This is a genomic window from Nocardioides terrigena, from assembly GCF_003047265.1.
GTDB classification, from domain to species: Bacteria; Actinomycetota; Actinomycetes; order Propionibacteriales; family Nocardioidaceae; genus Nocardioides; species Nocardioides terrigena.
On record NZ_PZYY01000002.1, the window covers coordinates 105,575 to 120,403 of the forward strand.

General features: G+C 72.3%; 15 protein-coding genes. 9 read left to right on the forward strand and 6 right to left on the reverse strand.

Going from position 1 to position 14,829, the window contains the following annotated elements:
• Positions 1–25 precede the first annotated feature (25 nt).
• Positions 26–1,393, reverse strand: a complete 1,368-nt coding sequence (gene chrA / locus DAE25_RS04475) for a chromate efflux transporter (RefSeq protein WP_107765049.1) — start codon at positions 1,391–1,393, stop codon at positions 26–28.
• 73 nt (positions 1,394–1,466) lie between these two features.
• The gene (locus tag DAE25_RS04480; RefSeq protein ID WP_159083568.1) at positions 1,467–2,840 is read right to left on the reverse strand and encodes an HNH endonuclease; all 1,374 of its coding nucleotides are present in this window, start codon (positions 2,838–2,840) and stop codon (positions 1,467–1,469) included.
• Between the two features lie 172 nt (positions 2,841–3,012).
• On the opposite strand from DAE25_RS04480, the gene DAE25_RS04485 reads away from it, so the two are divergent.
• Genes DAE25_RS04485 through DAE25_RS04505 form a run of 5 tightly spaced genes read left to right on the forward strand, consistent with a single transcriptional unit; the run spans position 3,013 to position 6,963 of the window.
• Complete coding sequence (locus DAE25_RS04485) at positions 3,013–3,489, forward strand: GtrA family protein (protein ID WP_107765051.1); 477 nt, start codon at positions 3,013–3,015, stop codon at positions 3,487–3,489.
• Positions 3,490–3,543: 54 nt separating this feature from the next.
• On the forward strand, positions 3,544–4,533 hold the full coding sequence (locus DAE25_RS04490) for a Bug family tripartite tricarboxylate transporter substrate binding protein (RefSeq protein ID WP_107765052.1): 990 nt from the start codon (positions 3,544–3,546) through the stop codon (positions 4,531–4,533).
• Positions 4,530–5,039 (forward strand): tripartite tricarboxylate transporter TctB family protein, encoded by a 510-nt coding sequence (locus DAE25_RS04495; RefSeq protein WP_107765053.1) that lies wholly within the window; start codon positions 4,530–4,532, stop codon positions 5,037–5,039. Before DAE25_RS04490 ends, DAE25_RS04495 begins: the two co-directional genes overlap by 4 nt.
• Entirely contained in the window at positions 5,039–6,574 is a 1,536-nt protein-coding gene (locus DAE25_RS04500; protein WP_107765054.1) for a tripartite tricarboxylate transporter permease, read from the forward strand. The genes DAE25_RS04495 and DAE25_RS04500 overlap by 1 nt, the downstream gene beginning before the upstream one ends.
• On the forward strand, positions 6,574–6,963 hold the full coding sequence (locus tag DAE25_RS04505; protein ID WP_107765055.1) for a universal stress protein: 390 nt from the start codon (positions 6,574–6,576) through the stop codon (positions 6,961–6,963). The genes DAE25_RS04500 and DAE25_RS04505 overlap by 1 nt, the downstream gene beginning before the upstream one ends.
• A 12-nt stretch (positions 6,964–6,975) precedes the next feature.
• Here DAE25_RS04505 and DAE25_RS04510 read toward each other — a convergent pair whose 3' ends face one another.
• Both DAE25_RS04510 and DAE25_RS04515 read right to left on the reverse strand, forming a co-directional pair.
• Complete coding sequence (locus DAE25_RS04510) at positions 6,976–7,566, reverse strand: Maf family protein (protein ID WP_107765424.1); 591 nt, start codon at positions 7,564–7,566, stop codon at positions 6,976–6,978.
• Positions 7,566–9,257: a DUF885 domain-containing protein gene (locus tag DAE25_RS04515; RefSeq protein ID WP_199907435.1), complete on the reverse strand. Its 1,692-nt coding sequence runs from the start codon at positions 9,255–9,257 to the stop codon at positions 7,566–7,568. Before DAE25_RS04515 ends, DAE25_RS04510 begins: the two co-directional genes overlap by 1 nt.
• Positions 9,258–9,374: 117 nt before the next feature.
• On the opposite strand from DAE25_RS04515, the gene DAE25_RS04520 reads away from it, so the two are divergent.
• From DAE25_RS04520 to DAE25_RS04535, 4 genes are read left to right on the forward strand one after another with little or no spacing between them, the layout of a single operon-like run.
• Entirely contained in the window at positions 9,375–10,361 is a 987-nt protein-coding gene (locus tag DAE25_RS04520; RefSeq protein ID WP_107765056.1) for an ABC transporter ATP-binding protein, read from the forward strand.
• A complete protein-coding gene (locus DAE25_RS04525) occupies positions 10,358–11,137 on the forward strand; it encodes an ABC transporter permease (protein WP_107765057.1) in 780 nt (259 codons plus the stop codon). Before DAE25_RS04520 ends, DAE25_RS04525 begins: the two co-directional genes overlap by 4 nt.
• A gap of 47 nt (positions 11,138–11,184) precedes the next feature.
• A complete protein-coding gene (locus tag DAE25_RS04530) occupies positions 11,185–12,312 on the forward strand; it encodes a sensor histidine kinase (RefSeq protein WP_107765058.1) in 1,128 nt (375 codons plus the stop codon).
• Entirely contained in the window at positions 12,309–12,914 is a 606-nt protein-coding gene (locus tag DAE25_RS04535) for a response regulator transcription factor (RefSeq protein WP_107765059.1), read from the forward strand. Before DAE25_RS04530 ends, DAE25_RS04535 begins: the two co-directional genes overlap by 4 nt.
• Before the next feature lie 27 nt (positions 12,915–12,941).
• On the opposite strand, the gene DAE25_RS04540 is transcribed toward DAE25_RS04535, so the two are convergent.
• Together DAE25_RS04540 and DAE25_RS04545 are read right to left on the reverse strand one after the other, a co-directional pair.
• Positions 12,942–13,172, reverse strand: coding sequence for an acyl-CoA carboxylase epsilon subunit (locus tag DAE25_RS04540; protein ID WP_107765060.1), 231 nt, complete (start codon positions 13,170–13,172; stop codon positions 12,942–12,944).
• The gene (locus DAE25_RS04545) at positions 13,169–14,788 is read right to left on the reverse strand and encodes an acyl-CoA carboxylase subunit beta (RefSeq protein WP_234410890.1); all 1,620 of its coding nucleotides are present in this window, start codon (positions 14,786–14,788) and stop codon (positions 13,169–13,171) included. Before DAE25_RS04545 ends, DAE25_RS04540 begins: the two co-directional genes overlap by 4 nt.
• Positions 14,789–14,829 lie beyond the last annotated feature (41 nt).

Here is a 14,829-nt window from a genome sequence, read left to right on the forward strand (position 1 = left end):
ACCTAGCTCCGTGGAACGCCGCGTCTCAGACCAGGACCTGGGCGAGCCCCACCAGGAGTCCCGCCAGCGCGCAGGCGCCGAGGGTGCGCAGGACGGACCAGCCGCGCCAGAAGACCAGGGCGCAGGCGAGGACGGTGATGGCGACGGCGGCCCACTGGATGGAGTCGAGCACGGGGACCTCGAAGTCGAGCGGACCGGTGGTGATGCGGGTGGTCTCCTCGAAGAGGGTGTGGAGGGCGAAGAAGGTGGCGAGGCTCGCGATGACTCCGACCACGGCGGCGGTGATGCCCGTGAGGGCGGTGGAGAGGGCGCGGTTGCCGCGGAGGCGCTCGACGTAGGGGGCGCCGAGGAGGATGAACAGGAAGCAGGGCACGAAGGTCACCCAGGTGACGAGCAGGGAGGCGATGACCGCGGCGACCCACGGGTCGAGGTCGCCGGGGTCGCGGTAGGCGCCCACGAAGGCGACGAACTGGACCACCATGATGAGCGGGCCGGGGGTGGTCTCGGCGAGGGCGAGGCCCCGCACCATCTCGCCGGGGGCCAGCCACCCGTAGACGTTGACGGCCTGTTGGGCGACGTAGGCGAGGACGGCGTACGCGCCGCCGAAGGTGACGACGGCGGCACCGGAGAAGAACAGGCCCTGGTCGACGAAGATGCTGGACCGCCCGAACAGCACCGCGGCGAGCGCGACCGGGGCGAACCAGAGGATCAGCCCGACGACGAGGATCACGGTGGCCCGCCGACCGGAGGGGCGTTCGGTGTGCAGGGCGTCGTCGCTGACGAGCGGCGCAGGGCCGTCGTCACGAGCGGCCGCCTTGGGCCTGGTGAGGTCGGGGATGGCCTTGCCGAGTCCCCAGCCGAGGAGCGCTGCGAACCCGATGACGACGGGGAAGGGGACGGCGAAGAACGTCAGGGCGAGGTAGGAGACGACGGCCAGCCCGATGAGCGCGGGATGTCCGAGGCCCTTCCCGGCGACGCGGATGACGGCCTGGACCACGATGGCGATGACGGCCGGCGCCAGGCCCAGGAACAACGATTCCACGAGCGTGGTGTCGCCGAAGGCGACGTAGATCCCGGAGAGCACGAGGAGCGCGACGACGCCGGGGAGGATGAAGAGGATCCCGGCGACGAGGGCGCCCTTGACGCCGTTGAGGAGCCAGCCGACGTAGGTGGCGAGCTGTTGGGCCTCGGGGCCGGGGAGCAGAGTGCAGTAGGACAGCGCGAACAGGAACCGCTGCTGGCCGATCCAGCGCTTCTCGTCGACGAGGGTGCGCTGCATGACGGCGATCTGGCCGGCCGGGCCGCCGAAGGTCTGCAGGGAGATGGCGAACCACGCCTTGGTCGCCTCGCGCAGCGGGATCACGTCGTGCGAGTGCTGCGGGGTCTCGGTCACGGGTGCACCGTGATGGCCACGCCGACGAAAGTCAAGTGAACCGGTCGACTAGAGCCGGTCCGCGAAGAGCGGCTCAGCCCGCGAGGACGTAGTCGATGCGCAGGGCAGGGATCGCCGCATGCCTGACCGTGGCGACGGCCGGTGCCCGGGACCGGTAGGAGTGTCCGGTCGGGAGGGTGGTCTCGACGACGTGGCTCCCGGTGTCGTCCGGCGCGGGTCGAGCCCGCCACCCGTGGGCCTGCTTGGCGTAGTTGCAGGCCTCGCAGAGGCCCTGGCTGTTACGAGCGCTCGTGGGTCCGCCGCGGGCGTGCTCCTGGGGGTGGTCCGTGTGGCGGATCGGGGCGTCGCACCACGGGGTGCGGCAGACCCGGTCGCGCAGCCGGACGAAGCGGCCGAGCGTGGCCGGGAAGATTCGCTGGCGCGAGTCCATGGAGACGAGCTCGCCGGTGGAGGGACTGGTCCAGAGCCGCCGCACCCACACCTGCTCGTCGCCGGTGAGGGCGTCGCAGACGATCTCGCGGGCCAGCTCTGCGGGGATGGGGCCGTAGCCGTCCAGGTGCGCCGGCTCGTCGCTGGTGCCGAGCAGTGCTGAGTCGCTCATGACCAGGCCGAGGGACACCGGCACGGCCGGTGTCCGGCCGTCGGTCGTGGGATCGGTCGTGGCGTCGGTCGTGGCGTCGATCGCGGGCTGCCGGCCGAGCACCGAGCTGACCAGGGTGTCCGCCATGACCTGGCCCTTGCTCCGCGGGTCGCCGGACGCGCGCGCACTGTCGGACGCGCGGGTCAGGGTGGCGAGGACCGCCACCCCCTCCTTGACGGGGAGAAGGGCGGTGAGCCAGGTCATCGTGTCGGGTGCTGGTCGCAGGGTGACGCTGCGCTCGGACTCGGCCCGGCGCCGACGCGCCACCACGGAGGCGGGGTCGAGGCGCTCCGCCTCGGCGCGCAGGAGGCCGACCAGCTCGCGCTGGCCGAGGGTGGCGAGGTGGTCGGCGTCCGCGGCGACCGTCTCGTCGACGGTGAGGCGGTGCTCGAGGGGGAGGCAGGCGGTCTCACGAGCGATGACGGTGGCCGTCCACTCGGTGACGTGACCGGTCGACCACGCGGCCCACGTGTGGGGGAGCTCGGTGCGCACGATCGTGGCCAGGCCGAGGTGGCGCTCCCCGCGGTGCCGGGACTCGCGCCGCGCGAAGGCGACGATGGACGCCACTCCGCGGCCCTGCTCGGCGGCCCGGGTGCCGGCGTCGGCCTGGAGGGCTCGTTGGGAGGCGTCGAGCTCGGCGGAGAGAGCCGCCTGGGCGGCGGTGGCGGTGCAGACGAGCTCCTCGAGGGCCCGCAGGGCATCGACGCGGTCGTGGTCGTCGAGCCCGCTGGGGCTGTCGAGGGCGAGCGCCAACCCGCGCTGCACGGCCGACAGGGAGTCGGCGGCGAGGGCGGACGAAGGGCTCATAACACCATCTTTGCTCGAACGTATGTTCGAATCCATACCCAGTTTCGGGTATGTGGAAAACCATGGTTCCCGCGCCGGGCGTGGGCGCTCCTCGACGACCAGTGGATCGCAGTGGCGCAGACCACCGTCGCGCCGATCCGGCTGCTGCGGGCGAGCGGGCTAGCCTTGCACGGTGACGTCAACGGGGCGCCGGCTGGCGGGGGAGATCTGGCGGTACCTGGCCGTCGGGCTCGGCGCGACCATCGTGGCGGTGGTCCTCTTCAACGGACTCGTCCACGGGTTCAACACCGGCGGCGTGGCGCCGCTCAACGACCAGCCGCAGCTCGCCTACGTCATCGCCAACCTCGTCGGCACGGTGGTCGCCTACCGCGGGACGAGGTCGTGGGCCTTCCGGCACCGCACGACCCGCCACCCCGACGGCGGTCGCACGGCGTTCCTGGCGATCAGCCTCGTCACCATGGTGATCCCGATGACCTGCCTGTGGATCAGCCGCAACGGCCTCGGCCTCGACGACCCGCTGTCCGACAACGTGTCCGCCAACGTCATCGGGCTGGCGCTGGCCAACGCCGCCCGCTTCGTCCTCACCCGCCAGCTCGTCTTCGGGATCCGCGAGGAGACCGTGGAGGACGGCGTCGCCACCACACGCTGAGATCGCAGGACCGGCGCTCGACACGGCGACGGTGCGCGGTGCACGATGTGGCGCATGAGACGGCTGGGACGACGTACGACGGCCGTGGCCGCGACCCTCGCGCTCCTCGCGCTGGCCGGGTGCGGGGTGACCCGCGGTGACGACGGCAACGACCTCCTGATGATCATCCCCAACAGCCCCGGTGGTGGCTACGACCTGACGGGGCGTGACGCGGTGCAGGTGCTGGAGGACGAGGACATCACCGGCGGCAGCATCACCGTCGAGAACATCGTGGGTGCCGGTGGCGCGGTCGCGATGACCGAGCTGGTCGGCCAGGTGGGTGACGAGAACACGCTGATGACGGTCGGGCTCGGTGTCGTCGGCTCGACGTACTCGTTCGGCAGCCAGTTCGGCCTCCGGGACGCCACGCCCATCGCCCAGCTGATGAGCGAGCCCGAGGGCATCCTGGTGCCCGGCGACTCGCCGTACGAGACCCTCGACGACTTCCTCGAGGCGTGGAAGGCGGACCCGGGCTCGCTCGCCGTCGGTGGCGGTTCGTCCCCGGGAGGCCCGGACCACCTGTTCCCGATGCAGCTGGCCCAGGAGGTCGGCATCGACCCCAACGACGTCAACTTCGTGACCTACGACGGCGGCGGTCCGCTGACCAGTGCGCTGCTCGGGAAGAAGATCGACGCCGGCTTCTCGGGTCTGCCCGAGTTCCAGGGCTCCATCGACTCCGGCGAGCTGCGGGTGCTGGCCGTCTCCGGCGAGGAGCGCTACCCGGAGGGCAGCCCGTTCGCCGACGTGCCCACCCTGACCGAGGAGGGCGTCGACCTGGTCTTCCTGAACTGGCGCGGTGTGCTCGCGCCTCCCGAGATGAGCGAGGCGCGCACCGAGGAGCTGATCGGCTACTTCGAGGACATGCACGAGACGGCGGCGTGGCAGCAGGTCGTGGAGGACAACGGCTGGACCGACGACTTCAAGACCGGCGAGGAGTTCGGCGCATTCATCGAGGAGCAGGACGAGCGGGTCTCCGGGACCCTCGAGGATCTGGGGCTGCTGTGAGCGACGAGAAGACCGCGGCTCCGCCGCAGACCATCGACAAGGCGCAGTACGGCCTGGCCGCCGTGCTGGCCCTGGTCGGCGTCTACACCATCGTCGACGCGCGTGGGCTGAACGTCGGCTTCGGGGACCCCGTCGGCCCCCGCGTCTTCCCCTACGTCATCGGGACCCTGATGGTCCTGCTCGCCGTGCTCCTCGCGATCGCCACCGCGCGGGGGGACGTGCCCCAGGCCGAGGAGGGCGAGGACGTCGACCTGACCACCCCGCCCGACTGGGCGACCGTCGGCAAGCTGGTCGCGATCCTCGTGCTCAACATCCTGCTCGTCAACGTGCTGGGTTGGGCGATCACCGGGGCGCTGCTCTTCGCCGGCTGCGCGTGGGCGCTCGGCAGCCGGACGCTCGTGCGTGACCTCGTGGTCGGGGTCATCCTGTCGGTGGCCAGCTGGTACTTCTTCTACTCCGGGCTCGGCGTGCCGCTCTCGCCCGGTCTCCTGGACGGGGTGCTCTGATGGACACCCTCAACCTGCTCCTCGACGGCTTCGCCAGCGCGCTGACCCTGGAGAACCTCGCGTACGCCTCGATCGGCGTGCTGCTCGGCACGTTCGTCGGCGTGCTGCCCGGCATCGGTCCGGCGATGGCCCTGGCGCTCCTGCTGCCGGTCACCTACGGCCTCGACGCCACGCAGGCGTTGATCATGTTCGCCGGCATCTACTACGGCGGCATGTACGGCGGGTCGACCACCTCGATCCTGCTCAACACCCCCGGTGAGTCCGCGTCGGTGATGACGGCCATCGAGGGCAACAAGATGGCCAAGAAGGGCAGGGCTGCCCAGGCGCTCGCGACCGCGGCCATCGGCTCCTTCGTGGCCGGCACGATCGGCACCCTGCTGGTGGCCTTCTTCACGCCGACGATCGCCACCTGGGCGGTCGAGATCGGCGCGCCGACCTACTTCGCGATCATGCTGCTGGCGATGGTGCTGGTCAGCAGCGTGCTCGGCGCATCCAAGCTGCGCGGCTTCATCGCGCTCGCGATCGGACTCACCATCGGGCTCGTCGGACTCGACGCCTCCACGGCACAGGCGCGCCTGACGGGGGGCTCGCTCGAGCTCGCCGACGGCATCGACATCGTGGTGGTGGCGGTCGGCGTCTTCGCCATCGGCGAGGCCCTGTGGACCGCGGCCCACCTGCGCCGCCGGCCGATCGACGTGATCCCGGTGGGGCGCCCCTTCATGGGCCGGGCCGACTGGAGCCGGTCCTGGGCACCGTGGCTGCGAGGCACGGCACTGGGCTTCCCGTTCGGGGCCCTGCCGGCCGGCGGCGCGGAGACGCCGACGTTCCTGTCCTACATCACCGAGCGCAAGCTCGCCCGCCGCCGCGGTGGTGCGGACGAGTTCGGCGAGGGTGCGATCGAGGGCGTCGCCGGCCCGGAGGCGGCCAACAACGCGAGCGCGGCCGGCATGTTCGTCCCCCTGCTGGCCCTCGGCCTGCCGGTCACCGCGACGGCGTCGATCCTGCTCGCTGCCATGCAGAAGTACGGCATCGTGCCCGGACCGACCCTGATGACCGACCAGCCGGACCTGATCTGGACGCTGCTGGCCAGCCTCCTGATCGGCAACACCCTGCTGCTGGTGATCAACCTGCCGCTCGCGCCGGTCTGGGCCAAGCTGCTGCGCATCCCGCGACCGCAGCTCTACGCAGGGATCCTCTTCTTCGCGTGCCTCGGTGCCTACAGCGTCGGCCAGAGCGCCTTCGACCTGGCCATGCTGCTCCTCTTCGGTGGCCTGGGCTTCGCGATCCGTCGCTTCGGGATCCCCGTCCTGCCGCTGATCCTCGCCGTGATCCTCGGGCCGCTGATGGAGGTCAAGATGCGCGAGGCCCTCGACCTGTCCGGGGGTGACGTGAGTGGGCTCTTCAACGAGCCGCTGGCGATCTTCGTCTACGCCCTCGTGGTCCTCGCCGCCCTGTCACCCCTGCTCATCGCACGTTTCCGACCACCCATGCTGCACGAGCAGCATGACCAGCACCGTGACCAGGAGGTCTCCTGATGGCTGTCGTGATCGGCTTCATCCCGGACGAGTACGGCGAGGCCGCCCTCGCCCACGGACTCGCGGAGGCGCAGCGCCGCGGCACCGGCGTCGTGGTGGTCAACAGCACCAAGGGCGACGCCCTGGTCGACCGCCGCTACCTCGGGGAGGACGGGAAGGTGACCCTCGAGGAGCAGCTGACCGCCAGCGGCGTCGAGCACGAGCTGCGCCAGACCATGGGGCGCGACATCGCCGACGAGCTCCTCGCCGTGGCCAAGGAGGTCGCGGCCGACGCGATCGTGATCGGCATCCGGCACCGCACGCCGGTGGGCAAGCTGATCATGGGCAGCGTCGCGCAGCGCGTCATCATCGACGCGACGTGCCCGGTCATCGCGGTCAAGCCCGGCTGACCCGACCGTCGCTCAGGTCCACAGCCCCGTCCACTCGTGGCCGAGCTCGGCCACGAGGTCGCGCAGCAGCGGCAGGCTGACGCCGACCACGTTGTGGTGGTCGCCCTCGATCCCGGTGACGAACGCGCCACCGAGGCCGTCGATGGTGAAGGCGCCGGCGACCCACAGCGGCTCGCCGGTGGCGACGTACGCCGCGATCTCGGCGTCGCTGACGTCGGCGAAGTGCACCGTCGTGCTCGCCGTCGCCGCGACGACCCGCCCGGAGGCCGCCTCGCGCAGGCAGTGCCCGGTGTGCAGCACGCCGGAGCGTCCGCGCATCGCGCGCCACCGCTCGACCGCGTCGTCGGCGGACGCGGGCTTGCCGAGGGCCGTGCCGTCGAGCTCGAGCACGGAGTCGCAGCCGAGCACCAGCGCCTCGCCCGGCAGGTCGTCGCGGGTCGCCACGGCCGCGCACTTGAGCTCGGCCAGCTGGAGCGCCAGCTCGGCCGGCGGCAGCCCGTCGAGCCGCGACTCGTCGACGCCGCTGACGATCACCTGCGGGTCGATCCCCGCCGAGCGGAGGGTGGCGAGGCGGGCCGGCGAGGCGGAGGCGAGGACGAGCATCACAAGCGCCCCAGCGCCGCCCGCAGCGGGTCGAGGCCGAGCGACCCGAGGTCGAGGGCCGCGCGGTGGAAGGCCTTGAGGTCGAAGTCGTCCCCCTGCCGGGCGCGGACGTCGTCGCGGGCCTGGAGCCAGATGCGCTCGCCGATCTTGTACGACGGCGCCTGTCCCGGCCAGCCGAGGTAGCGGTTGATCTCGAAGTCCAGGACGTCGGGCTCGATCTGGCTGTGGTCGCCGAGGAACTCCCTACCCAGCTCGGGGGTCCACGTCTCCCCGGGGTGGAAGCCGAACGGGTTGTCGGCCGGGATCTCGAGCTCGAGGTGCATGCCGATGTCGACGACCACCCGGGCGGCCCGGAACGACTGCCCGTCCAGCATCCCGAGGCGGTCGGCCGGGTCGGCCAGGTAGCCGAGGTCGTCCATCAGCCGCTCGGCGTACAGCGCCCAGCCCTCACCGTGGCCGCTGACCCAGCACATGAGGCGCTGCCAGCGGTTGAGGCTCTCGCTGCGGTACGCCGTCTGGGCGACCTGGAGGTGGTGCCCCGGCACGCCCTCGTGGAAGACCGTGGTGACCTCGCGCCAGGGGTAGAAGTCCTCGATGCCGTCGGGCACGGACCACCACATCCGGCCCGGGCGCACGAAGTCCTCGGAAGGGCCGGTGTAGTAGATGCCGCCGTCGTTGGTGGGGGCGAGCATGCACTCGATCCGCCGCACCGGCTCGGGGATGTCGAAGTGCACGTCGGCCATGTCGGCCAGCGTCCGGTCGGCGAGGTCCTGCATCCAGTCGCGGAAGGCCTCGCGGCCGTGCACCACGCGGGCCGGGTCGGCGTCGAGGTGGGCGACCGCCTCGGCGACCGTCGCACCCGGCAGGATGCGGTCGGCGGTGGCCGCCATGTCGTCGGCGAGGCGCTTGAGCTCCTGCCAGCCCCAGGCGTAGGTCTCCTCGAGGTCGACCGTCGCACCGAGGAAGTAGCGACTGGTCAGCGCGTAGTGCTCACGACCCACGGCCTCCTTGTCGCGGCCCTGCGGCTCGAGCTCGTCGGACAGGAAGAGCCCGAAGTCGGCGAAGGCGCGGGTGGCCGCGCGGGCGTGCTCGCGCATCCGGTCGGCCAGCTCGCCGGTGGGGGCGCAACGCTCGACCAGGCCGCTGAAGAAGTCGCCGCTCTCGCCCGTCTCGCCGGTCCAGCCGCGGATCTGCTCGACGACCTTGGCGTACTGCGCCGACGCCGACACCCGGCCGCGGGCGGCCTCGTCGGCGAGCGTGACGCGGTAGCCCTGGACAGCGGCGGGGACGGCCGCGAGCCGGGCGTCGACGAGCTCGTGGGCCTCGGTCCCGTCGGTCGACATCAGGTCGAAGACCTGGCGCATCCCGTGGACGGCGCTGTCGATGACGGACACCATGCAGCGCGAGATGCCGGCGTCCTCCATCTCCAGCTCGAGGCGGTGCCGCTCGAGGAACGAGTCCCGGGCCGCCGCCTCGCGGTCGTCGACGGGGGTCGCGACCTCGACGGCCTCGACCGCGCGGCGTACGAGGGTGACGCGGGCGTCGTACCCGGCGGGCGAGTAGTCGGGCAGGCGGTCGTCGTGCCCGGCCACGCCGTAGTAGGTGGCCGCGATCGGGTCGAGGGCGCAGTAGTCCTCGACGAACTGGTCGCAGATGGCATCGATGGTGCGCGCGGGCGCGGTCTCGGTCACGGGGGCGACCCTACGACGCCTCGCATGAGGTTTGTCACCCGCTTTCCGTGCACCCCGCACGGCACCCGGTGACGCCTCGCACTGCCGCGCGGAGACCCGCCCCGGGAGGCTGGGGCCATGACCACAGCACCGACGGACGCAGCGACCAGCACCGACCTGGCCATCGAGGTGCGGGACCTCACCCGCACCTACGGCTCCGGGGCCGACGCCTTCACCGCCGTGCGCGGCGTGGACCTCGCGGTCGCCCGGGGCACCATCCACGCCCTGCTCGGCGTCAACGGGGCGGGCAAGACCTCCACGATGGAGGTCGTCGAGGGACTCGCGCCCGCCTCCTCCGGCGAGGTGCGCGTCCTGGGCCTGCACCCGGTCCGGGACCGGGCGGACGTACGACGTCGCACCGGCGTGCTGCTCCAGCGCACCGGCTTCGTCGGCGACCTGACCGTCGCGGAGACGCTGCAGATGTGGGCCACCACGGTGACGGACCCCCGCCCCCTGGAGGAGTCCCTGGGGATGCTCGACCTCCTCGGTCGCCGCGACGTGGCCGCCCGCAACCTCTCGGGCGGCGAGCTGCGCCGTCTCGACCTGGCGTGCACGCTGATGGGTCGTCCCGACGTGGTGATGCTCGACGAGCCGACCACCGGGCTGGACCCGGAGAGCCGGCGGGCGGTGTGGGACCTCATCGAGGGCCTGCGCGACGCGGGCGGCACGGTCCTGCTGACGACGCACTTCCTCGACGAGGCCGAGCAGCTCGCGGACCAGGTGTCGATCATGCGCGCCGGCCGGGTCGTGCGCGAGGGCACCGTGGCGCAGATCGTGGCGGGGGAGCCCTCCACCATCGGCTTCGCCGACCTCGGACGCGACCTGCCGGCCCTGCCCGCGGAGGTCCGTGTCGACCGGGGTCGCACCGAGGTCCGCACCGCCGACCTCCAGCCCACCCTGTCCGCCCTGCTGCGCTGGGCCGACGAGCACCGCGTGGTGCTCGCCGACCTGGCGGTCAGCAGCCCGAGCCTCGAGGCGGTCTTCCTGCGGATCGCCCGCGAGGACGGGAGCGCCGAGCCGGCCGACGACCTCGCCGACCCGACCCTCGAAGGAGCCCTCCGATGAGCACCGCCCTCGACCTGGCCGCCGGGACCCGGCGCGTCCGTGGCCTCGCCGCGACCAACACCCGCCTGCTGCTGCGCAACCGGCTGGCCACCTTCTACGCCTTCGCCGTCCCGCTGCTGGCCCTGACGCTCCTCTTCTCCCAGGACCCCTCGCAGCCCGGTGCGGGCCTGGCCACGGTCGCCACCGTGCTGTCGATGGCCCTGCTGTTCCCCGTCTACTACAACCTGCTCTCGGTGGTCGTGACCCGTCGCGACGAGCTGGTCCTCAAGCGGCTGCGCACCGGCGAGGTGCGCGACGGCGAGATCCTGCTGTCGCTCGCGCTGCCGGGCGTCGGGGTCGCGCTGCTGATCTGCCTGGTCACCATGGTGGCGACACCGCTGCTCGGCTTCTCGGCGCCGGCCAACGTGCCGGTCATGCTCCTCGGCATGCTCGTCGCCTGCACGGCCTTCGTCGCCCTCGCCCTGTGGACGGCCGCGTGGACCCGCAACGCGGAGGCCGCGCAGCTCACCAGCGCCCCGGTGATCCTGCTGACCATGGCCGGTCTCTTCCGGGTCGTGCTGCCCGAGGCCGCCCACGACTGGCTGGTCGTGCTCCCGGGTGCGGCGGTCGAGGAGGTCGTGCAGGCCGCGTGGTTCGGCGTGGCCGACGACGGCTCGCAGCTCTCCCTGCTGGAGACGGCCACCGCCGCGGGACCGGGGCTCGCGGTCCTGGTCGCCTGGACGGTGCTGGGCCTGTCGCTGGTCGCGCGGTCGATGCCGTGGGAGCCGCGTCCGTGACCTCCTGGGCACCCACGGCGATGAGGGAGTCTGGAAGGATCGGGGCCGTGCCGCGACCCACCACTCCGCTCCGCTGGGCGGAGCGCACCCCCATCGAGCGGGTGCGGCTCTACGTCGTCGGGTCGCTCTACTTCCTGTTCGTCTTCTTCATGGTGCTCGCCGTCGTCAGCGCGGTCGCCACGCTGCCGGAGCCGGCCCTGGACGCCTTCGCGGTGGGGCTCGGCCTCGTCCTGACCGCGGGCGGACTCCTCTGCCTGCGTGCGGCCCTCGCGGTCGACGCTCCCCGCGCACCCGATCGCGTCGCGCTCGGACTGCTGCTCGGAGGGTCGGCCGTCGGCCTGGTCGTCGCGTGGACGCGACCGCCCGAGAGCGGCTTCAGCCTGGCCATGTTCGTGGTCTTCGGGCTCTCCTGGGGTCTCGCGGGCGTGGAGGACCGTCGGGTGTGGTGGGCCGTCGTCGCGGTCAGCCCCGTGCTCGGCTGGACCACCAGCCACCAGGTCGGCCTGGCGGCGTACGCCGCCGCCGTGGCCGCCTTCCTCGTCTTCACCGTGCGCAGCTCGCTGTGGCTCCTCCGGGTGGTGGAGGAGCTGGAGAAGGGACGTCGCACCGGTGCCGCCCTCGCCGTGGCCGAGGAGCGGCTGCGCTTCTCCCGCGACGTGCACGACGTCCTGGGCCGGCGGCTCTCCGAGATCGCCGTGCAGGCCGAGCTCGCGAGCGCGTACGTCGCCCGCGGGGACGAGCGCGCCGCCGGCACCCTCGGTGACGTCCGCGCGACCGCGCACACGGCGCTGCGCGAGGCGCGCGAGCTGGCCCGGGGCTACCGGCCCGTCGACCTCGACCACGAGCTCGAGGGCGCCCGGTCCCTGCTGCGGTCGGCGGGCATCGAGTCGCGGGCCGACCTCGCCGGCCTCCCCGAGCCGTGGGCCGAGCCGGTCGCCCGGGTCGTCCGCGAGGCGGTCACCAACGTGCTGCGCCACTCCCGCGCCACCCTCGTGACCATGACGTACGACGACGGGGTCGTGGCCATCCGCAACGACGGTTCCGCCCCCGCCGGCACCGGCGGCCATGGGCTGGTGGGATTGGGCGAGCTGGTCGCCCCGCTGGGGGCCGCGATCGAGACCGCCCGCGACGGGGAGCACTTCGAGCTCCGCGTCGTGCCCCGGGAGCCCGCATGATCCGCGTCCTCCTCGTCGACGACGAGCACCTGATCCGCACCGCACTCGCGCAGATGCTGGACCTCGAGGACGACCTCGAGGTCGTGGCCCAGGCCGGCACCGCCGCCGAGGGCCTCGCCATCGCCCGCGAGTTCTCCCCGGACGTGGCGGTGCTCGACCTGCAGCTCCCCGACGACGACGGGATCACCCTCGCCGTGCGACTGGCCGAGGCCGTCCCCGGCTGCCGCGCCCTCATCGTGACCAGCCACGGCCGGCCGGGCTACCTCAAGCGGGCGCTGGCCAGCGGGGTGAGCGGGTTCCTCCCCAAGACCACGTCGGCCGCCACCCTCGCCGACGTGGTGCGCACGGTGCACGCCGGTGGTCGGCACGTCGACCCCGAGCTGGCCGCGGAGGCCATCGCGGCCGGCGACTCACCGCTCACCCCCCGCGAGGCCGACGTCCTCGACGCCGCCGCCGACGGGGCGCAGGTCGACGAGATCGCCCGCCGGGTGCACCTCTCGCCCGGGACGGTCCGCAACTACCTGTCCAGCGCCGCCACCAAGCTGGGCGCCGCCAACCGCCACGAGGCGGCCGCCGTCGCCCGGCGGATGGGCTGGCTCTGAGGCTGCCCGGCCCCTGCCACGACCGGTCTAGCGGGCCAGCCCGCTGGACCGCCAGCCGCCGGGGCCGCTGAGGTGGGTCCGGCGGACGCCGCGGTGCGGCGCCGACCACTCCGGCGTACGACGCCGCGGCGGCTCGCCGCCGGCCGACCCGAGGGCGGCGAACACGGCCACCAGGGCCGCGACCTCCTCGGGGGTGGCGTCGGGGTTGACGACGTGCAGCAGCGGGGCTGCGGCGGTGTCGTCTTGTGGCTCGCTCACAGCGGGATGTTCCCGTGCTTCTTGGGCGGGAGGGTCTCGCGCTTGGAGCGGAGCAGCCGCAGGGAGCGGACGATCTCGGAGCGGGTCTCGTGGGGGGAGATGACGGCGTCGATGTAGCCGCGCTCGGCCGCGATGTAGGGGTTGGCGAGGGTGTCGTCGTACTCCTGGACGAGCTCGGCGCGGCGTTCCTCGACGTTGCCGGCCTTCTCGGCCTCCGCGATCTCCTTGCGGTAGAGGATGTTGACCGCGCCCTGGGCGCCCATGACGGCGATCTGGCCGGTGGGCCAGGAGACGTTGATGTCGGCGCCGAGGTGCTTGGACCCCATCACGTCGTAGGCACCGCCGTAGGCCTTGCGGGTGATGACGGTGATCAGCGGGACGGTGGCCTCGGCGTAGGCGTAGATGAGCTTGGCGCCACGGCGGATGATGCCGTTGTACTCCTGGTCGGTGCCGGGCAGGAAGCCGGGCACGTCGACGAAGGTCAGCACCGGGATGTTGAAGGCGTCGCAGGTCCGCACGAAGCGGGCGGCCTTCTCGGAGGCGTCGATGTCGAGGGTGCCGGCGAACTGCATCGGCTGGTTGGCGACGATGCCGACGGGGCGGCCCTCGACGCGGCCGTAGCCGATGATGATGTTGGGCGCGAAGAGCGGTTGGACCTCGAGGAACTCCTGGTCGTCGAGGACGGCCTCGATGACGGTGTGCATGTCGTAGGGCTGGTTGGCCCCGTCGGGGACGATGGTGTCGAGGGACCGGTCGAGGTCGTTGACCTCGAGGTCGGCCGGCTCGTCGTAGACCACGGGCTCGTCGAGGTTGTTCTGCGGGAGGTAGGACAGCAGCGCCTTGACGTACTCGATGGCGTCCTCCTCGTCGGAGGCCATGTAGTGGGCGTTGCCGGACTTGGTGTTGTGGGTGCGGGCGCCGCCGAGCTCCTCGATGGTGACGTCCTCGCCGGTGACGGTCTTGATGACGTCGGGGCCGGTGATGAACATCGCGGAGGTCTTGTCGACCATGATCGTGAAGTCGGTGACCGCGGGGGAGTAGACGTGCCCGCCGGCGCAGTTGCCCATGATCATCGAGATCTGCGGGATGACACCGGAGGCGTGCACGTTGCGGCGGAAGATCTCGCCGTACAGGCCGAGCGAGACGACGCCCTCCTGGATGCGGGCGCCGGCGCCCTCGTTGATGCCGATGATCGGGCAGCCGGTCTTGATGGCGAGGTCCATCACCTTGGTGATCTTCTCGCCGTAGACCTCGCCGAGCGAGCCGCCGAAGACGGTGAAGTCCTGGGAGAACACGCAGACCTGGCGGCCGTCGACCGAGCCGTAGCCGGTGACCACGCCGTCGCCGTAGGGGCGGCGGTCCTGGAGGCCGAACGCGGTCGAGCGGTGCCGGGCGAGCTCGTCGAGCTCGACGAAGGAGCCCTCGTCGAAGAGCATCTCGATGCGTTCGCGCGCGGTCTTGCGACCCTTCGCGTGCTGCTTCTCGACCGCCTTCGCGGAGCCGGCGTGGACTGCCTCGTCGAGGCGCCGCTCGAGGTCGGCGAGCTTGCCCGCCGTCGTGTGGATGTCGATGTCGCTGTCCCCTCCGGGGACGTCCGTGCCCTCACCGGGCTGCACCTGTGCACTCACGTCGTGTGGCCTCCTGTTGTCTGCGTGCG